Annotated in this window: 14 protein-coding genes; 8 read left to right on the top strand and 6 right to left on the bottom strand. The window is 72.5% G+C overall.

Annotated features, from left to right (window positions below):
* Positions 1 to 109 precede the first annotated feature (109 nt).
* On the bottom strand, positions 110 to 772 hold the full coding sequence (locus IH25_RS0113465; RefSeq protein WP_030608154.1) for a mycothiol-dependent nitroreductase Rv2466c family protein: 663 nt from the start codon (positions 770 to 772) through the stop codon (positions 110 to 112).
* Between the two features lie 140 nt (positions 773 to 912).
* Between IH25_RS0113465 and pepN (IH25_RS0113460) the strand changes: the two genes are divergently transcribed.
* The 3 genes from pepN (IH25_RS0113460) (at position 913) to IH25_RS0113450 (ending at position 5,667) form a co-directional block, all read left to right on the top strand.
* Complete coding sequence (gene pepN, locus IH25_RS0113460; RefSeq protein ID WP_030608152.1) at positions 913 to 3,492, top strand: aminopeptidase N; 2,580 nt, start codon at positions 913 to 915, stop codon at positions 3,490 to 3,492.
* 207 nt (positions 3,493 to 3,699) lie between these two features.
* A complete protein-coding gene (locus tag IH25_RS0113455; RefSeq protein WP_030608148.1) occupies positions 3,700 to 4,728 on the top strand; it encodes a hypothetical protein in 1,029 nt (342 codons plus the stop codon).
* 126 nt (positions 4,729 to 4,854) lie between these two features.
* Positions 4,855 to 5,667 carry an SGNH/GDSL hydrolase family protein gene (locus IH25_RS0113450; RefSeq protein ID WP_030608145.1) on the top strand — a complete coding sequence of 271 codons (813 nt, stop codon included), beginning with the start codon at positions 4,855 to 4,857 and terminating at the stop codon, positions 5,665 to 5,667.
* A gap of 105 nt (positions 5,668 to 5,772) precedes the next feature.
* Here IH25_RS0113450 and IH25_RS0113445 read toward each other — a convergent pair whose 3' ends face one another.
* Positions 5,773 to 6,240 (bottom strand): NUDIX hydrolase, encoded by a 468-nt coding sequence (locus IH25_RS0113445; protein WP_030608142.1) that lies wholly within the window; start codon positions 6,238 to 6,240, stop codon positions 5,773 to 5,775.
* 231 nt (positions 6,241 to 6,471) lie between these two features.
* On the opposite strand from IH25_RS0113445, the gene IH25_RS0113440 reads away from it, so the two are divergent.
* Positions 6,472 to 9,768: a S8 family serine peptidase gene (locus tag IH25_RS0113440; RefSeq protein ID WP_030608139.1), complete on the top strand. Its 3,297-nt coding sequence runs from the start codon at positions 6,472 to 6,474 to the stop codon at positions 9,766 to 9,768.
* A 338-nt stretch (positions 9,769 to 10,106) separates the two neighbouring features.
* Entirely contained in the window at positions 10,107 to 11,126 is a 1,020-nt protein-coding gene (locus tag IH25_RS0113435; protein WP_030608136.1) for an aspartate-semialdehyde dehydrogenase, read from the top strand.
* Positions 11,127 to 11,150: 24 nt separating this feature from the next.
* Here IH25_RS0113435 and IH25_RS0113430 read toward each other — a convergent pair whose 3' ends face one another.
* A complete protein-coding gene (locus IH25_RS0113430) occupies positions 11,151 to 12,383 on the bottom strand; it encodes an MFS transporter (protein ID WP_078844232.1) in 1,233 nt (410 codons plus the stop codon).
* 88 nt (positions 12,384 to 12,471) lie between these two features.
* Between IH25_RS0113430 and IH25_RS0113425 the strand changes: the two genes are divergently transcribed.
* The 3 genes from IH25_RS0113425 to pepN (IH25_RS0113415) all read left to right on the top strand — a co-directional run bounded on the left by IH25_RS0113425 (position 12,472) and on the right by pepN (IH25_RS0113415) (position 16,659).
* Entirely contained in the window at positions 12,472 to 13,362 is an 891-nt protein-coding gene (locus tag IH25_RS0113425; protein WP_030608130.1) for a LysR family transcriptional regulator, read from the top strand.
* A 296-nt stretch (positions 13,363 to 13,658) separates the two neighbouring features.
* Complete coding sequence (locus tag IH25_RS0113420) at positions 13,659 to 13,904, top strand: hypothetical protein (RefSeq protein ID WP_157846971.1); 246 nt, start codon at positions 13,659 to 13,661, stop codon at positions 13,902 to 13,904.
* 178 nt (positions 13,905 to 14,082) lie between these two features.
* Positions 14,083 to 16,659 carry an aminopeptidase N gene (gene pepN / locus IH25_RS0113415; protein ID WP_030608124.1) on the top strand — a complete coding sequence of 859 codons (2,577 nt, stop codon included), beginning with the start codon at positions 14,083 to 14,085 and terminating at the stop codon, positions 16,657 to 16,659.
* Between the two features lie 59 nt (positions 16,660 to 16,718).
* Here the strand turns inward: pepN (IH25_RS0113415) and IH25_RS0113410 are convergent, their stop codons facing one another.
* The 3 genes from IH25_RS0113410 to IH25_RS0113400 are packed head-to-tail and all read right to left on the bottom strand — an operon-like array spanning position 16,719 to position 18,804.
* A complete protein-coding gene (locus IH25_RS0113410; RefSeq protein ID WP_030608122.1) occupies positions 16,719 to 17,264 on the bottom strand; it encodes an NUDIX hydrolase in 546 nt (181 codons plus the stop codon).
* A 9-nt stretch (positions 17,265 to 17,273) separates the two neighbouring features.
* A complete protein-coding gene (locus IH25_RS0113405; protein ID WP_030608120.1) occupies positions 17,274 to 18,398 on the bottom strand; it encodes an adenosylhomocysteinase in 1,125 nt (374 codons plus the stop codon).
* Entirely contained in the window at positions 18,385 to 18,804 is a 420-nt protein-coding gene (locus tag IH25_RS0113400) for an ATP-binding protein (RefSeq protein WP_051753913.1), read from the bottom strand. The genes IH25_RS0113405 and IH25_RS0113400 overlap by 14 nt, the downstream gene beginning before the upstream one ends.
* Positions 18,805 to 18,832: the final 28 nt, after the last annotated feature.

The following is an 18,832-nucleotide window of genomic DNA, read 5'->3' as shown; positions in this document are numbered from 1 at the left end:
CACGCGCAGAAAGGCCCCCACGGAACACACGTGGGGGCCTTTCTGCTGCTCTGATCCACTTGTTGCCAGAGGACGTGACTCACGAGGGTCTGCCCCTGGACGGAGACGGTTACAGGTTGCTGAAGTCGGGGCCCTTGGTCCGGGTCCGCTTGATCTCGTAGAAGCCCGGTACCGAGGCCACCGCCACCGTGCCGTCCCACAGGCGGGCCGCCTCCTCGCCCTTGGGGGTGGGGGTGACGACGGGGCCGAAGAAGGCGATCTGCTCGCCGTCGGAGCCGGGCAGGGCGATGACCGGGGTGCCGACGTCCTGGCCGACCTTCTCGATGCCCTCCTTGTGGGAGGCGCGCAGCTCGGCCTCGAACTCGAAGTCGTCCTGGCCGGCGTAGTCGATCAGCTCGGCGGGCAGGCCGGCGTCGGCGAGGGCGCCCGCGATGGCCTCCGGGGTCGGGCCCTCGCCGTTGTTGTGGATGCGGGTACCAAGGGCGGTGTACAGCGGGCCGACGACGTCCTGGCCGTGCTTCTGCCAGGCCGCGGTGACCACGCGGACCGCCGGCCACGCCTTGGTGGTCAGCAGCTCGCGGTAGTCCTCGGGCAGCTCGTCGAGCTTGTCCTCGTTGAGGACCGCGAGGCTCATGACGTGCCAGCGCACCTCGATGTCGCGGAGCTTCTCCACCTCCAGCACCCAGCGGGAGGTCATCCAGGCCCACGGGCACAGCGGGTCGAACCAGAAGTCGACGGGGGTCTTGCCGGACGAGGTGGCGGTCTCGGACATGGCGCTCCTTGGCGAAAGTGCGTTTCCCGCGACAACGAGGCGGGCGCCACCCGCATTCCCCGCTGTCCGCCGTCAGGAGCACATGGCAGGATCGGTCCTGTCTCAGCCGATCTTCACGCGATCACGAGGGAGTGCCGTCCGTGCCCGGTGAGAATCTTTTCCGCGACGAGGCCCGGGAGCGGGCCGCCCTGCTGTCCGTCGACGGCTACGACGTGTTCCTGGACCTGCGGTCCGCCGTCGGCGACGGGGACGGCGAGCCGCGCACGTTCCGTTCGGTGACCACCGTGCGGTTCCGGTGCAACGAGCCGGGCGCGTCCAGCTTCGCCGATCTGCTCGCCCCGCGGGTCACCTCCGTCTCGCTCAACGGCCGGGACCTGGACCCGGGTGAGGTCTTCGACGGCTCGCGGATCGCGCTGGAGGACCTGGCGGCGGAGAACGAGCTGGTGGTGGACGCGCAGTGCGCGTACTCGCGCACCGGTGAGGGCCTGCACCGCTTCGTCGACCCGGAGGACGGCGAGGTCTACCTGTACACGCAGTACGAACCGGCCGACGCCCGCCGGGTGTTCGCGAACTTCGAGCAGCCGGACCTGAAGGCGCCGTACCGGTTCGAGGTGCGGGCGCCGGAGGGCTGGACGGTGTGGGGCAACGGCGCCGGTGAACTCGTGGACGGGGTGTGGCGGTTCGCGGAGACGAAGCCGATCTCGACGTACATCACGTGTGTGGTGGCGGGCCCGTACCACTATGTGACGGATTCCTACAGCCGTACCTTCGAGGACGGCACGAAGGTGGAGATCCCGCTGGGCGCGATGTGCCGCAAGGCGCTCGCCCCGTACTTCGACGCCGACGACATCTTCCTGGTCACCAAGCAGGGCCTGGACTTCTTCCACGAGCACTTCGACTACCCGTACCCGTTCGGGAAGTACGACCAGGCGTTCGTGCCGGAGTACAACCTGGGCGCGATGGAGAACCCGGGGATGGTGACGTTCCGGGAGGAGTACGTCTTCCGGGGGAAGGTGACGCAGGCGTCCTACGAGGCGCGGGCCAACGTCATCCTGCACGAGATGGCGCACATGTGGTTCGGCGACCTGGTCACCATGGAGTGGTGGGACGACCTGTGGCTGAAGGAGTCCTTCGCGGACTTCATGGGCACGTTCGCGAGCGTCGGCGCGACCCGTTTCAAGGACGCCTGGATCACCTTCGCCAACCGGCGCAAGGCGTGGGCGTACCGCGCGGACCAGCTGCCCTCGACGCACCCGATCACGGCGGACATCCGTGACCTGCAGGACGCCAAGCTGAACTTCGACGGCATCACCTACGCCAAGGGCGCCTCGGTGCTCAAGCAGCTGGTGGCGTACGTCGGCCGGGACGCGTTCCTGGAGGGCGCCCGGCGCTACTTCAAGCGGCACGCGTACGGCAACACGCGCCTGGGCGACCTGCTGTCGGTGCTGGGCGAGACGAGCGGCCGGGACATGAGCGCGTGGGCGCGGTCGTGGCTGCAGACGGCGGGCGTGAACGCGCTGACCCCGCAGGTGCTGCTGGACACCACGGGCGGCCGGATCGCCGAGCTGGCCGTCGTCCAGGAGGCCCCGGAGTCGCACCCGGAGCTGCGTCCGCACCGGATCGTGGTGGGCCTGTACCGGCGTACGCCCGAGGGCACCCTGGAGCGGTACGCGCGCGTGGAGACGGACGTGCACGAGCCGCGCACGGTGGTGGCGGAGGCGGCGGGACTCCAGGCGCCGGATCTGGTGCTGGTCAACGACGACGACCTGACCTACTGCAAGACCCGGTTCGACGCGACGTCGCTGGAGACGCTGCGCACGGACCTGGGCGGGCTCACCGATCCGCTGGCGCGTGCCCTGTGCTGGTCGGCGCTGTGGAACATGACCCGGGACGGGCTGCTGCCGGCGCGGGAGTTCATCGGTCTGGTGCTGCGGTTCGCGGGCCGTGAGCCGGACATCGGCGTGCTGCAGATGCTGCACGCCTGGGCGAACTCGGCGCTGACGTACTACGCGGCGCCCGCCTGGCGGGAGACCGGCGGGGAGCTGCTGGCCGAGGGGGCGCTGCGGGAGCTGCGGTCGGCCGCGCCGGGCAGTGAGCACCAGCTGGCCTGGGCGCGGTTCTTCGCCGCCGTGGCCTCTTCGGAGCCGGATCTGAAGCTGCTGCGGGACCTGCTGGACGGCACCACCGAGGTCGAGGGGCTGGAGGTGGACCAGGAGCTGCGCTGGGTGTTCCTGGAGCCGCTGGCGGCGCACGGGGCGGCCGACGAGTCGGTGCTGGCGGCGGAGCTGGCCCGGGACGACACGGCGTCCGGCAAGCGGCACCAGGTGCGCTGTCTGGCCGCGCGGCCGCAGGCGGCGGTCAAGGCGCAGGCGTGGGCGCAGGTGGTGGAGTCGGACGCGCTGTCGAACGCGCTGGTGGAGGCGACGATCGCGGGGTTCGCCCAGCCGTCGCAGCGGGAGCTGACCGCGCCGTACGCGCAGTTGTACTTCGCGGCGATCGAGCGGGTGTGGCGGGAGCGGTCGATCCAGATCGGCATGGACGTGGTGCGGGGTCTGTTCCCGGCGTTGCAGGACCGGCCGGAGACGCTGGAGGCGACGGACGCGTGGCTGGCGGCGCACGAGGACGCGGCGCCGGCGCTGCGGCGGCTGGTGCTGGAGGCGCGGGACGACCTGGCGCGGGCGCTGCGCGCGCAGGCGTGCGACGCGACGGCCGGCCGCTGAGCCTTGGCCTGAGCCTGCCCGGCCGGTGACCGTTACGAAATCCGGGCGAAAAGAGCCGTAACCCCTGGTTCACACCCGATCGGACCAGGGGTTTTCACTGCCCTCTCGGCATCCGAACACCTGACCTTTAGTGCCGTGTTGTCCGCATTCTTCGACAGATGTGTAACAGCGGTTACGGGCCGGAGGGGACCGGGGAATCCCGAGGCCATGACGCACGACACCCCCCTCTCCCCCCGCCCCCTGCGCCACCTGGCCGACGTCCACCGCCGGGTCCTGACGGCGGCCCAGCTGCGCGCCCACGGTGTGTCCCCGGCCGAGCTGGCCGAGCGGTGCGGCCCCGACGGCCCCTGGCGGGAGCTGCTGCCGCGGGTGATCCTGCTGCACTCCGGCCCGCCCACCGGCGAGGAGCGGCTGCACGCGGCCCTGCTGTACGCGGCGCGGCAGGGTGTGCCGGCCCAGCCGACGGCCCAGGGCCCGCAGCGGCCGCAGTACCCGGACGCGGTGCTCACCGGGCCCGCGGCGCTGGCCCTGCACGGCTTCTCGGCCACCCCGCCGCCCGACGCCCTGAACCGGGTGGACGTCCTGGTGTCCCGGCAGCGCCGGCCGCGCTCCCTCGGCTACGTGCGCGTCGTGCGCACCTCCGAGCCGCCCGAGCCGCAGCAGGTGGCGGGGCTGCCGGTGGCACCGGTGGCGCGGGCGCTGGCGGACGCGGTGGCGGAGCCCACGGACACCGAGACGGTACGGCGGCTGCTGACCGAGGCGGTGCGCGGCGGCCACGGCGAACCGGCCGCGCTGCTCCGGGAGCTGGCCCGGGCGCGGCTGCTGCACCGGCCGCACGTGGCGGACGCGGTGGACGCGGTGTTCGCCGAGGGCCGCCCGGCCGCCGAGGACCGCCTGTACCGGATGGTCCGCGAGTACGGTCTGCCCGACCCGGTGTGGAACGTCGAGCTGCGCCTGCCCGGCGGCCCGCACCTGGGCGGCCTGGACGCCTACTGGCCGGACCACGCGGTGGCGGTCGAGCTGGACACGCGGGTGTCCCGGCAGGACGACGGGGCCGTGTGGTCCCGGTACGCCGGCAAGCGCGAGCACCTGGAGCGCATCGGCATCACGGTCGTGTACCTCACGCCGCGCAAGCTCCGGGACTGCCCGGAGCAGCAGGCGACGGTGGTGCGGACGGCGCTGATGGCCTCCGCCGACCGCGAGCCGTCCGTGTACGTCGTGGTGCGGCCCCGGTAGCGGCCGGGCGTGGCGCCGCCCGGTGACGGCCGGGCCGGCCAGTGGTGCTGGTCCGCCCGGGTGAGGGCTCACCCGGGCGGACCAGCGCGGCGGGCGGGGCGGCGCGGGCCCCGGTAGAGGAGAGTCATGAGACAGACCCGAATAGCGGCGGGCGGCTGCTCCCTGCTCCTCGCGGCGGCCTGCGCGTTCGCCGGTCCCGCGACCGCCCAGGCGCCGCCCCGCACCCCGGCCGGCGGCTATGTGGCCCTCGGCGACTCCTACTCCTCCGGTGTGGGCGCCGGCGACTACCTGGCCTCCGGCAAGGAGTGCAAGCGCAGCAGCCGGGCCTTTCCCGTGCTGTGGGCCGAGGCCCACGCGCCGGCCACGTTCAGCTTCGCCGCGTGCAACGGCGCCGGCACCGAGGACGTGCTGACCGAGCAGCTCGGCCACCTCAGCGCGCGCACCTCCCTGGTCACCCTCACCGTGGGCGGCAGCGACTCGGGCTTCGCCGGGACCCTGGCGATGTGCGCGATCGGCGGTGCCGACCGCTGCCACACCGCCGTGTCCCGGGCCCTGGACACCATGGACGGGTCGCTGACGGACCGCCTCGACCGCCTCTACACGGCCATCCGGGACCGGGCGCCCGCCGCCCGGGTCGTGGTGCTGGGCTACCCGCACCTGTACCACCTCAGGGGCGGCTGCGCGCTCGGCCTCCAGGACGGCGAGCGGGCCACCCTGAACGACGCGGTGGACCATCTCAACGGGGTGATCGCGGGGCGGGCCGCCGCCCACGGGTTCACCTTCGCCGATGTCACCGGCGCCTTCGCCGGCCACGAGATCTGCTCCTCGCGGCCCTGGCTGCGCAGCGTCGACATCCTGGCGATCACCGAGTCCTACCACCCCACGGCGCCGGGCCAGTCGCTCGGTTATCTGCCGGTGCTCACCCGCGTCTCCGGCTGACGGCACCCCTCCCGGCCACGGCGGTCGTCTCCGCCGTGGCCCCGGACGGGTCCCGGAAGGCCGTTCGGGGGGGCTTTCCGGCCCTGTTCCGGTGCGGCTCACGCCCTACGGCGCTACCTCCGGCCGGTCCGCGAGCCGTCCGTGCGGCGGGCGTTCGCGCCACAGCCGCAGTCCGATGTCGACCATCGGCACCCGGACCAGACCGGGTACGGCGGCCAGGTCGTGCCAGGCGGCGAGGTCGGTGGAGCCGCCGACCTCGGGGCGCAGTTCCCCGCCGGTGACCTCGCCCGCGTAGAAGATCCGCAGGGCCTGGTGGTCCACGCGGCGGCCGACGCGCGGGTCCCCGACGAACCGGCGGGTGTGGACGCCGAGCAGGCCGGTCACCTCGATGCGGTAGCCGGTCTCCTCGGTGACCTCGCGGCGGACGGTGTCGTACGGGTCCTCGCCGTGCTCCATGCCGCCGCCGGGCAGCACCCACTCGAAGGTGCCGCCGTGCGCGGGTGAGCGGGCGAGCAGGAGCTGTCCGTCGCGGACACACACGGCGTAGGCCGCCACCCTCAAGTTCCGTCGCATGCCCGGACGTTATTCCCCGGGGCGGGCACCGGCGAGCGAAAATCCGGCGGCGGGCAGGTCACCCCGTACGCAAGGACCGGATTCCGTCTCATACCGTCAAAACCGGCTCATTTCCCATCGCGGGTTTTCCCCATACGTTCATTTCGATTGCGTCAACGGTCCCCAAAATCCCTCCCTTCTCGGTCAGGCTGAGCGCTTCCGTCCGCTCGTTTCTTGACCTGAGGGATGCCGATGACCCACACCGCCCCCGAGCGTGATCCCATATCCGGCCCGAGACGCCTGGCCCGCATAGCCGCGGCCGTGGGCGTGGTGGCCGCCCTCTGCGCGGCCGGCCCGGTGCCGCCGGCCCTCGCCGCGGAGCCGCCCCCCGCCCCGGCCGCCGACCCCGGAGTCAAGTCCGCCCACGACAAGCTGGGTTCGGACGACGCCGCCCTGCTCGCCGAGGCCAAGGCCGACGGCGACAAGAACGTCACCCTGATGATCGCGACCTCGCCCGGGCAGACGGAGCAGGTCGCCGGGGAGCTGGACGCGGTCGACGGCGGCCTGGTGGGCCGCACCGACGACAAGCTCGGCTACGTCCGGGCCACCGTCCCGACCAGCCGCGCGGACTCGGCCATCGACGCCGCCGTGAAGCTCTCCTCCGTGCGGGCCATCGACCTCAAGCAGGAGATCCCGCTGGACGACCCGGTGCCCACGGGCGCCAAGTCCCCGTCGGCCAAGGCGGCTTACCCGGCGCCGGGCCGGAACACCCCGGCGGAGAACCCGTACAACCCCTCCTTCGAGACCGGTGCCGTCGACTTCGTCCGGGACCACCCGAAGGCGGACGGGCGCGGGGTCACCATCGGCATCCTCGACTCCGGCGTCGACCTCGGCCACCCGGCGCTGCGCACGACCACCACCGGCGAGCGGAAGATCGTCGACTGGGTGACCGCGACCGACCCGGTCACCGACGGCGACGGCACCTGGCGGCGGATGACCACCGGCGTCGCCGGTCCGGCCTTCTCCGTCACCACCGCGCAGGGCACCGAGAAGTTCACGGCGCCCGAGGGCTCGTACAAGTTCAACTACATGTACGAGTCCGCCACCGCCGGCGGCGACGCGAAGGGCGACCTGAACCGGGACGGCGACACCACCGACGCCTGGGGCGTGCTGTACGACCCGGCCGCCGGCACGGTCCGCGTCGACACCGACGACAATCTGGACTTCACCGACGACGCGCCGATGAAGCCGTACAAGGACGCCTTCCAGGTCGGGTACTTCGGCACCGACGACCCGGCGACCGACGTCGCCGAGCGGGTCCCGTTCGTGGTGGAGACCCGCAAGGACGTCGTCTACAACGCCTCCGGCGCCAAGGCCGACTACGTCAACATCGGGGTCATCGAGTCCGAGCACGGCACCCATGTCGCCGGCATCACCGCCGCGCACGGCCTGTTCGGCGGGCGGATGAACGGCGCGGCCCCCGGCGCGAAGATCGTCTCCTCGCGGGCCTGCACCTGGACCGGCGGCTGCACCAACGTCGCCCTCACCGAGGGCATGATCGACCTGGTGACCAAGCGCGGTGTCGACATCGTCAACATGTCGATCGGCGGGCTGCCCGCGCTCAACGACGGCAACAACGCGCGCGCCGAGCTGTACACCCGGCTCATCGACACCTACGGCGTCCAGCTGGTGATCTCCGCCGGCAACTCCGGGCCGGGCGCCAACACCATCGGCGACCCGGGCCTGGCCGACAAGGTGATCTCCGTCGGCGCGACGATCTCCAAGGAGACCTGGGCCGCCAACTACGGCTCGGCCGTGGAGAAGAAGTACGCGATGATGCCGTTCTCCTCGCGCGGCCCGCGTGAGGACGGCGGCTTCACCCCGACCCTGAGTGCGCCCGGCGCCGCGATCAACACCACCCAGACCTGGCTGCCGGGCGGTCCGGTCGCCGAGGCGGGCTACTCCCTCCCGGCCGGCTACTCGATGCTCCAGGGCACCTCGATGGCCGCCCCGCAGGCCACCGGCGCCTCCGCGCTGCTGCTGTCGGCCGCCAAGCGCGAGGGCATCGGCCTCACCCCCGCCCGGCTGCGCACCGCGCTGACCTCGACCGCCGACCACATCAAGGGCGTCCAGGCGTACGAGGAGGGCGCGGGCCTGATCAACATCGTGGACGCCTGGGACGCCATCGAGGACGGCGCCACCGCCCACGACTACACCGTCGACGCACCGGTCGACACCGCGATCGACGACGCGCTGAAGATCCCCGGCCACGGCACCGGCCTGTACGACCGCGAGGGCGGCCTGAAGGCGGGCCAGAAGAAGACGTACGACGTGACGATCACCCGTACGTCCGGCCCGGACAAGGCGGTCCGGCACGAGCTGCACTTCGAGAACAACGCCGGGCACACCTTCCGGATCCTCGGTGACGACGTGGTGCGGCTCCCGCTGAACCGGCCGGTGACGGTCAAGGTGCAGGCGGCGCCCGGGTCCGCGGGCCTGAAGAGCGCGATCCTGGAGGTCGACGACCCGAGGACCGAGGGCGTCGACAAGCAGATCCTCACCACGGTCGTCGTCGCCGAGCCGGTGAAGTACACCTACTCCGCGTCCGGTTCGGTGCAGCGCAACAGCACCCGGTCGTACTTCGTGAGCGTGCCCGAGGGCGCCACGTCCCTGGAGGTCGCCCTCGGCGGGCTGAAGGACGGCAGCCAGACCCGGTTCATCGCCATCCACCCCTACGGCGTCCCGTCCGACAACACCGGCACGCCGTACTGCTACCACAACTACCTGGACGGCAACGGCTGCAAGCCCGGCGTGCGCGCCTACGCCGACCCGCAGCCCGGCGTCTGGGAGATCGAGGTCGAGTCCCGGCGCACCTCCCCGCTGCTCGACAACCCCTACCGGCTGGACGTCTCCGTCCTCGGCGCGGCCTTCGACCCGGAGACCGTGACCGTGCCCGAGGCCAAGGTGGGGACCCCGGTCGCCGCGTCCTGGAAGGTGACCAACGGGTACGCCCCGCTGGACGGCACGCTGACCGGCGGCCCGCTCGGCTCCGCCGAGTCCGCCCGGCCGGCGATCAAGGAGGGCGAGACGCGGACCACCACGGTGACCGTCCCGGCCGGCGCGACCTCGCTCGACGTCGCCATCGGGCGGGTCTCGGACGCGGCGGCCGACCTGGACCTCGCGGTGTACGACGCGTCCGGCAAGGAGGTCGGCAAGTCCGCCGACGGCGACTCGGAGGAGGCGGTCTCCGTGCCGTCCCCGGCCGCCGGCACCTACACGATCGAGGTCGTGGGCTACGCCGTCCCGTCCGGCTCGACCGACTACGACTACCGGGACGTGTTCTTCTCCTCCGCCCTCGGCTCCGTCACGGTCGCCGGCTCCGCCCCGGTCCACCTCGCCACGGGCGCCTCGGCGACGGTCGGCGCCCAGGTCACGGCCGCGGCCGAGGCCCCGGCGGGCCGCGAGTTCTTCGGCCGGGTCCAGCTGGTGAACGCGCGCGGCACGACGGCGGGCACAGCCAGCGTGAAGATCGGCAAGGTCACGCCGTAACAAAGTGACGGCCGGCAAGGAGGGGCGGGTGTTCCGAGGGGACGCCCGCCCCTTCCCGTACCCCGAGGGCCGGCCGCCCGGGCAGAGGCGTACATCACACCTTCGTATGGCCGGGGCCCGCGCGGGCAGGGACGGGACGGCACAGCTTGCGGCGCGGGGCCGTCGCGGAGGGAATTTCTGCAGCTCCATCCGGTGCCGGGCGGACGTGTGGAACCGTTCGCGAGGCGGCCGTGTCCCATTCCTCGGGCACGCCGGGCAAAGAATTGGACAGGTGGACCGGGGTGGGCCGCATGATGGAAACGCCCCGGTCAGGCAAGCAACACACAGAGGGAGTCGCCGTGAGGGTCGGAATCGTCGGAGCCACCGGTCAGGTGGGCACGGTCATGCGCAGGATCCTCGCGGAGCGGAACTTCCCGGTCACGCAGCTGCGCCTGTTCGCCTCGGCCCGCTCGGCCGGGAGCGTGCTGGACGGTGTGACGGTGGAGGACGCGGCGACCGCGGACTACACCGGCCTGGACATCGTGCTCTTCTCGGCGGGCGGCGCGACCTCCAAGGCGCTGGCCGAAAAGGTCGCCTCCCAGGGCGCCGTCGTGATCGACAACTCCTCGGCTTGGCGCAAGGACCCCGAGGTCCCGCTGGTGGTCTCCGAGGTGAACCCGCACGCCATCGCCGACCGCCCCAAGGGCATCATCGCCAACCCGAACTGCACCACGATGGCCGCGATGCCGGTGCTGCGGCCGCTGCACGAGGAGGCCGGCCTCGAGGCGCTGGTCGTCGCCACGTACCAGGCGGTGTCCGGTTCGGGTCTCGCGGGCGTGGCCGAGCTGCACGGCCAGGTGCAGAAGGTGGCGGCCGAGGCCGACAAGCTCACCCACGACGGCGGGGCGGTCGACTTCCCCGAGCCGCAGGTCTACAAGCGCACGATCGCCTTCAACGTGCTCCCGCTGGCGGGTTCGATCGTGGACGACGGTCTGAACGAGACCGACGAGGAGCAGAAGCTGCGCAACGAGTCCCGCAAGATCCTGGAGATCCCTCAGCTGAAGGTGTCCGGCACCTGTGTGCGCGTGCCGGTCTTCTCCGGCCACTCCCTCCAGGTCAACGCCCGCTTCGCCCGCCCGCTCAGCCCGGAGCGGGCCACCGAGCTGCTGGCGAAGGCGCCCGGGGTGGCCCTGTCCGACATCCCGACCCCGCTCCAGGCGGCCGGCCAGGACCCGTCGTACGTCGGCCGCATCCGCCGCGACGAGACGGTGGACAACGGTCTGGCGCTGTTCATCTCCAACGACAACCTCCGCAAGGGCGCCGCGCTGAACGCGGTGCAGATCGCGGAGCTGGTGGCGGCGGAGCTGTCGGCGAAGTAAGGCTCACCACGCGGTGCGGGGCGGTCACGGTGACGTGGCCGCCCCTCGCTCGTCGCGGCCCGGGGTGAGCGCCGCCAGACCCGCGAGCACCCCGCCCGTGAGCAGGACGGCGGTCGGTCCCGGTCCGTCCGCGAGCCGTCCGCCGGCCAGCGCGCCGAGCGCGATGGCCGCGTTGAACACCCCGGCGAACAGGGCGGACGCGGCCTCCGGTGCCGTGGGCGCGGCGGCCGTGAGGGCCCGCTGGCCGGACACGGACACCCCGCCGTAGGCCAGCCCCCACACCAGCAGCAGCGCGGCCGACCCGGCGGCGGAGCGGCCCGCCGGGGCGAGCAGCACGACGACCGCGCCGAGCACCGTGGCGATCAGCCGCAGGGCGCGGCGGGGGCGGCGGGCGGCGAGCGCGCCGCCCGCGAAGTTCCCGGCGACGCCCGCGAGTCCGTAGCCGAGCAGCAGGGTGCCGACCAGGCCCGGCCCGGTGCCCGGGACGCGTTCCAGGACGGGGCGGACGTAGGTGTAGGCGGCGAAGTGGCCCGTGACCAGCAGGGCGATGGTGACGAGCAGCCACCGCACCCGGGCGGCGCCGAGCAGCCGGGGGAAGGTGCCGAGGCGGACGGCGCCCTCGGCGGGCAGCGGCGGCAGGACGACGGCGAGGCCGGCCGCCACCAGCAGCGCGCAGCCGGTCATCGCGGCGAAGGCGGTGCGCCAGCCCGCCGCCGCGCCGAGGAAGGTCCCGGCGGGCACCCCGAGCACCGAGGCGACCGCGATCCCGCTGAAGGCCAGCGCGGTGGCCCGGCCGGCCGACGGCCCGGGCAGCAGCCGCGCGCCGAGCCCGGCGGCCACCGCCCACACCCCGCCCATGCACACCCCGACCAGCAGCCGGGCGAGGAGCACCACGGGGAAGGCGGGGGCGAGCGCGGTGAGCAGGTTGGCGGCGGCCAGCAGGAGCAGCAGCGCGCACAGCACGGTGCGGCGGTCGGCGCGGCGCACGGCGACCGGCAGCAGCGGGGCGGCGACGGCCGCGACCAGTCCGGGCAGGGTGACGGCGAGGCCCGCGGTGCCGGCGGAGACGTCCAGTCCCGCGCCGAGCGAGGTGAGCAGGCCGACGGGGAGCATCTCGGTGGTGACGACGGCGAAGGTGGCGCCGGCGAGCATCCCGACGGCGGCCCAGGGCCGGTCCGGGCGGACCGACGGGGTGTCGAGCGGGTCGGAGGGGTGGCGGGTGCGGGTCCGGGAGTGGGGGGCTCGGTGGAAGACCATGCCCTCCAGCCTTTGCCGCGGGCGGCGCGGGAACAACGGCGATCCGCTCACCCTTGCATGAGCGGGAGTGATCGGCGGAGGGAGTCGCGTGTCCGGGCTGGAGCTACGGGAGTTGGAGTGCTTTCTGGTGCTCGCCGAGGAGCTGCACTTCGGTCGGGCCGGGGAGCGGCTGTTCGTGTCGCAGAGCCGGGTGAGCCAGCTGCTGGCCGCGCTGGAGCGCCGGGTGGGCGCCCGGCTGGTGCACCGCTCCAGCCGCCGGGTGGCGCTGACCCCGCTCGGCGAACGCTTCCTGGAGCGGCTGCGTCCGGCGTACGGGGCGCTGCACGCGGCGGTGGCGGACGCGCGGGCGGTGGCCCGGGGCGGGACCGGCCCGCTGCGGCTGGGTTTCCAGGGGACGGCCTACGCGCCGCTGCTGGAGGCGGTCACGGCGTTCGAGGCGAAGGACGCGGCCCGCTCGGTGGACCTGGTGGAGATCCCGTACGCGGATCCGTTCGGGGCGGTGCGGCGGGGCGCGGTGGACGCGGCGGTGGTGCTGCTGCCGGTGGCGGAGCCGGACCTGGTCGTCGGCGCGGTCTTCTCCCGGCAGCGGCACACGCTGGCCGTCTCCCGCCGGCACGCGTTCGCCGGCCGGGACCGGGTCTGCGCGGCGGACCTCGCGGCCGTACCGCTGATCGGGGCGGCGGCGCCGGCCCCGCCGTACTGGCGTGCCGCCCGTGCCCCCGGCGCGCTGCCCGGCCCGGTGGCCACCACCCTCCAGGAGGCGCTGTCCCTGGCCGCCGCCGGCCGCGGCGCCCTGCTGCTGTGCCACCCCACGGCCGCCCAGCACCGGCGCACCGACCTCGCCTACGTCCCCGTCGACGGCGTCCCCGACTCCGAACTGGCCCTGGTCTGGCACCGGGACGCGGAGACGGAGACGGTACGGGAGTTCGCCCGGACGCTGGCGGAGACGGAGGCGAAGGCGGGACGGACGGCGGGCTGACGCCGGCGGAGGCGGGGCGGGCGGCGGGCCGGCGCCGGAAGGGCGGTGCCGGGTGGGTGCCGGTGGCCGAGATGCCGAGCCGTCGGGGGGCCGTTAGCGTGTTGGAGGAGGGCCGCGGTCGGGCGGTGTGCCCGCCGACGGCGAGCGCCCCGGTCACGAGGCCGGCCGGGCACACGGGACGTGCCCCTCGCCCCCGCGGCGTCACCTGTGTACCGCGCGTGCCCGAACGCGCCGCGGCAGCACCCATCGCCCCCGTGCCGGACAACCCCACGAGGGCGTGGAAGGAAGGTAGGCCCATGAAAGCACTACGTGTGAGGCGTCTCCTCGCGGCATCCGCGGCCGGCGCCGTCCTGGCCGGTGGCGCGGCCATCGGCACGGCGGGCACGGCCTCGGCGGTCACGCCGGGGCAGGTCTCCACCCACCACGGCTGCTTCGACCGCGGCGGCTGGGGCAACGGCTGCGGCTTCCACAACAACTTCTTCGGCAACGGATTCCACAACGGGCTCGTCGGCACCGGCGTCGTGGTGATCGTGGTGAGCTGAGCGCGCGACGCGGACCCGCGGCACACGGAAGGCCGTCCCCGGACGGCCTTCCGCGTGTGCGCCCTCCCCCTCGGCGCCCGCCCCCGGCGCCACGGGCACCGTCGGGAACCGGACATCGCGTTCCCCGTCACTCCCATGGAAGGATGGCGCAACCGACACATAACGAGGAGATGACCGCGTGCCTGGCACAAACCTGACTCGCGAAGAGGCGCAGCAGCGGGCCGAGCTGCTCACCGTTGACTCGTACGAGATCGATCTCGACCTCTCCGGCGCGCAGGGTGGGGGTACCTACCGGTCCGTGACCACGGTGCGCTTCGACGTGGCCCGGGGCGGCACCGAGTCCTTCATCGACCTGGTGGCGCCCACCGTCCACGAGGTGGTCCTCAACGGCGACCCGCTGGATCCGGCCGAGGTCTTCAAGGACTCCCGGATCGCGCTGCCGGGCCTGCTGGAGGGCCCCAACGTCCTGCGGGTCGTCGCGGACTGCGCCTACACCAACACCGGTGAGGGCCTGCACCGCTTCGTCGACCCGGTGGACGAGCAGGCGTACCTGTACACGCAGTTCGAGGTGCCGGACGCCCGCCGCGTCTTCGCCTCCTTCGAGCAGCCGGACCTGAAGGCCACCTTCAAGTTCACCGTGAAGGCGCCCGAGGGCTGGACCGTCATCTCCAACTCGCCGGCCCCGGAGCCGAAGGACAACGTCTGGTCCTTCGAGCCGACCCCGCGGATCTCGACGTACATCACCGCGCTGATCGCCGGCCCGTACCACTCCGTGCACAGCGTGTACGAGAAGGACGGCCGGTCGGTGCCGCTCGGCATCTACTGCCGGCCCTCGCTCGCCGAGTTCCTGGACGCGGACGCCATCTTCGAGGTCACCCGGCAGGGCTTCGACTGGTTCCAGGAGAAGTTCGACTACGCCTACCCGTTCAAGAAGTACGACCAGCTGTTCGTGCCCGAGTTCAACGCGGGCGCGATGGAGAACGCGGGCGCGGTGACCATCCGGGACCAGTACGTCTTCCGGTCCAAGGTGACCGACGCGGCGTACGAGGTGCGCGCGGAGACCATCCTGCACGAGCTGGCCCACATGTGGTTCGGCGACCTGGTCACCATGGAGTGGTGGAACGACCTGTGGCTGAACGAGTCGTTCGCCACGTACACGTCGATCGCCTGCCAGGCCGCGGCCCCCGGCTCCCGCTGGCCGCACTCGTGGACCACGTTCGCCAACTCCATGAAGACCTGGGCGTACCGGCAGGACCAGCTGCCGTCCACCCACCCGATCATGGCGGACATCCGCGACCTGGACGACGTGCTCGTCAACTTCGACGGCATCACCTACGCCAAGGGCGCCAGCGTGCTGAAGCAGCTGGTGGCGTACGTCGGCGAGGACGAGTTCTTCAAGGGCGTGCAGGCGTACTTCAAGCGGCACGCCTTCGGCAACACCCGTCTGTCGGACCTGCTGGGCGCCCTGGAGGAGACCTCCGGCCGGGACCTGAAGACCTGGTCGAAGAAGTGGCTGGAGACGGCCGGCATCAACATCCTGCGCCCCGAGGTGGAGACGGACGCCGACGGTGTCATCACCTCCTTCGCCGTGCGCCAGGAGGCCCCGGCGCTGCCCGCCGGCGCCAAGGGCGAGCCGGTGCTGCGCCCGCACCGCATCGCGATCGGCCTGTACGACCTGTCCGACGCGGGCAAGCTGGTGCGCACCGACCGGATCGAGCTGGACGTCGACGGCGAGCTGACGGCCGTCCCGCAGCTGACCGGCAAGCGCCGCCCGGCCGTGGTGCTGCTCAACGACGACGACCTGTCGTACGCCAAGGTCCGGCTGGACGAGCGGTCGCTCGCGGTGGTCACCGAGCACCTCGGCGACTTCACCGAGTCGCTGCCGCGCGCGCTGTGCTGGGCGTCGGCCTGGGACATGACGCGGGACGCCGAACTGGCCGCCCGCGACTACCTCTCCCTGGTGCTGTCCGGCATCGGCAAGGAGTCCGACATCGGCGTGGTGCAGTCGCTGCACCGCCAGGTGAAGCTGGCCATCGACCTGTACGCCGACCCGTCCGCCCGCGAGGCGCTGCTGACCCGCTGGACCGACGCCACGCTGGCCCATCTGCGGGCGGCCGAGGCGGGCAGCGACCACCAGCTGGCCTGGGCGCGGGCGTTCGCGGCGACCGCGCGCACGCCCGAGCAGCTGGACCTGCTGGAGGCCCTGCTCGACGGCGCGCAGACCATCGAGGGCCTGGCCGTGGACACCGAGCTGCGCTGGGCGTTCGTGGAGCGGCTCGCGGCGGTCGGCCGGTACGACGAGACGGAGATCGCGGCCGAGTACGAGCGGGACCGGACGGCGGCCGGTGAGCGGCACGCGGCCACCGCCCGCGCCGCGCGTCCGACGCCGGAGGCGAAGGCGGAGGCGTGGGCCTCGGTCGTGGACTCCGACAAGCTGCCCAACGCCGTGCAGGAGGCCGTGATCGGCGGCTTCGTGCAGACCGACCAGCGGGAGCTGCTCGCGCCGTACACGGAGCGGTACTTCGAGGTCCTCAAGGACGTGTGGGCGTCCCGTTCGCACGAGATGGCCCAGCAGATCGCCGTCGGCCTGTACCCGGCGGTCCAGGTGTCCGAGGACACCCTGGCCAGGACCGACACCTGGCTGTCCACGGCCGAGCCGAACGCGGCCCTGCGCCGCCTGGTCTCGGAGTCCCGCGCGGGCATCGAACGGGCCCTGAAGGCCCAGGCGGCGGACGCGGCGGCAACGACCCACTGACCCACCACCGAAGGGCGCCCGGTCTCCGCACCGGGCGCCCTTTCGTGTGCGCGGGCCGATCAGCGCAGGGCGAGGAGAACCCGGTCGCGCAGCGCCTCGTCCTCGATCGTGTCGGCGGATCGCCAGGCAGCGTCCGTCACCTCCTCGGTCTGGAGTTCACCGACGTCGGCCGCCGTGCGGAACATGAACCGGAAGTCGAAGTGCCGGTGTTCCGGCTCGCCCTTGGCGGGATTGGCCGGGATCGGGTGGACGTCGATGTGTACGGGGCACTCCCCTACCGGGACGACAGCCGAGGCGGAGATGCCCGTTTCCTCGGTCAGCTCGCGCAGTGCCGCGGCGAGGAGAGTGGCGTCGCCCGGTTCCAGGTGTCCGCCGGGCAGCAGCCAGCGCTTCAGAGCCAGGTGCTCGATGTGCAGCACTCGGCCGGCGGGATCGGCCAGGACCGCTCCCGCCGTAACGTGCCCCCGGAACTCCTTGCGACTGGCGATGTCCGCCGCCGGGTCGTCGAGAAGTGCCGTGATGCAGGCGAGCCGCTCCTTCTCCTCCGGGCGGACATTCAGGTACGCGTCGACGGTCGCGCGGATGTGGGTGGCTGTGATGGGCACCGTACGTCCTCACTGGGTGAAGTAGTCGAGCCAGGTCGCGGCGATGGTGGCGCGATCGGCCGGGCCGATCTCGTGCATGCCCGGATCGAGTCCGCCACCGGCGAGCATTGCGGAGGCGGCGATTATCTCGGCTTGCACCAGGAAGATGAACGGCCCCACGCTGGCGCCGTGCAGGAAGTTGACGGCGTTGCCGCCGTTGAGGAGGTAGAAGTAGTGCCCTGTCGTCAGGTACCGGGTGATGTGCGGGCCGACCTGGGTGCGCTCGTACGCGTCGGTGAGGCCGGCCAGTTCCAGCTCGTCCTCGCTGCTCGTCACGGTGGCGACGTAGGCACCGTTGCGCAGCCGGCCGAAGTCCTCGCCTCGTAACGAGAGCGCTCCGGTGGCGCAGAGAACGAGCCCTGCGTCCTCCAGTCCGTTCGCGAGTGCCCGCGCCACCGCGAAGCCCTGGGACAGCGCCTGTGTACGGCGAACGGGATCGACGTCGTACACCGTCACGCGTACGCCCTTGGCGTGCAGCAGGCGGGCGATGCTCGACCCGAGCTTGCCGAACCCGATGACGAGTGCGGTACGGCCGTGCAGGATGTCGCCCCGGCTCCTCATGAGGACCTCGGTCGAGAACACGACCGACTGTCCCACGAGGAAGTCCTCGGGTTCCTTGAGCGGCGAGCGTGCCACCGAGAGGACTGGGCAGGGCAGTTGCCCCAGCTCGGCATACCGGCGATGCCCGTTCTCGGTGTCCTCCACCACACCGAAGATCCGACCCGAGAACCGACTGCACACCTCCTCGATCGATGGAGCGAAGTAACCGCCTACGTCGAGAAGGACCACCGCCCGGCCCGCGGCCCGCGTCTCGAGGTACCGGACGGCTCGGTCCGGCTCGGCAAACAGTTCCCGGGACAGTTTGTCGCACACATGTCCGTTGCGCTCGATTTCGCGCTGGGCCTCCGCGTGCACGGATTTCGGTTTGGGCAGCACCGCCCTGAGGTCCGTCACACACGCCACCCCTCGGACGAAGGCCGGGCGCTCAGGCAGAAGATGTGTGATCAGGAAGGCGGCCGGCCGCTCCGGAGGGCTGAAGTGCGAGGCGATCCGAGCGAAGTACGCCTCGAGCCGCGCCCTTTCACCTGCTTCCATCACGAACCTCCGGCGCGTCCGGAAGACCGCATTTGAATTCCGTCCACACGATCTTGCCGGGGTTCTGCCGGGTGACGCCGAAGTCGTCGGCAAGGGCACTCACGATGCGAAGCCCCCTGCCCCCGCACCCCTCAGCCGGGCCCCGCACGATCTCCGGGTCTCCGCCTCCGCTGTCCCGCACTTCGATGCGGATCAATGAGTCACCCCCGACAACCCCCACGGAGAACTCGCGCCCCGGCGGCACGCCGTGCAGTAGGGCATTCGTGGCCAGCTCCGAGACACAGATGAGTACGTCGTCATGCCGGTCGAGGTATCCCCACTGCGTCAGGGTTTCGAGCACGAACGCCCGGGCGGCTCTGACGGATCTGGGAGAGCGGGGAAAACGTCGTTGCCGTAAGAGGGACATGCCGCACCACCACCTCGCTGCAGGTTGC

The organism is Streptomyces achromogenes subsp. achromogenes (assembly GCF_000720835.1).
GTDB classification, from domain to species: Bacteria; Actinomycetota; Actinomycetes; order Streptomycetales; family Streptomycetaceae; genus Streptomyces; species Streptomyces achromogenes.
This window is presented reverse-complemented; position numbering and strand designations above follow the sequence as displayed.

Excerpts from the sequence above, each read along its gene's own strand:
- IH25_RS0113465 (WP_030608154.1), bottom strand. The coding sequence starts at position 772 with ATGTCCGAGACCGCCACCTCGTCCGGCAAGACCCCCGTCGACTTCTGG.
- IH25_RS0113455 (WP_030608148.1), top strand. The coding sequence starts at position 3,700 with ATGACGCACGACACCCCCCTCTCCCCCCGCCCCCTGCGCCACCTGGCC.
- IH25_RS0113450 (WP_030608145.1), top strand. The coding sequence starts at position 4,855 with ATGAGACAGACCCGAATAGCGGCGGGCGGCTGCTCCCTGCTCCTCGCG.
- IH25_RS0113445 (WP_030608142.1), bottom strand. The coding sequence starts at position 6,240 with ATGCGACGGAACTTGAGGGTGGCGGCCTACGCCGTGTGTGTCCGCGAC.
- IH25_RS0113440 (WP_030608139.1), top strand. The coding sequence starts at position 6,472 with ATGACCCACACCGCCCCCGAGCGTGATCCCATATCCGGCCCGAGACGC.
- IH25_RS0113430 (WP_078844232.1), bottom strand. The coding sequence starts at position 12,383 with ATGGTCTTCCACCGAGCCCCCCACTCCCGGACCCGCACCCGCCACCCC.
- IH25_RS0113420 (WP_157846971.1), top strand. The coding sequence starts at position 13,659 with ATGAAAGCACTACGTGTGAGGCGTCTCCTCGCGGCATCCGCGGCCGGC.
- IH25_RS0113405 (WP_030608120.1), bottom strand. The coding sequence starts at position 18,398 with ATGGAAGCAGGTGAAAGGGCGCGGCTCGAGGCGTACTTCGCTCGGATC.
- IH25_RS0113400 (WP_051753913.1), bottom strand. The coding sequence starts at position 18,804 with ATGTCCCTCTTACGGCAACGACGTTTTCCCCGCTCTCCCAGATCCGTC.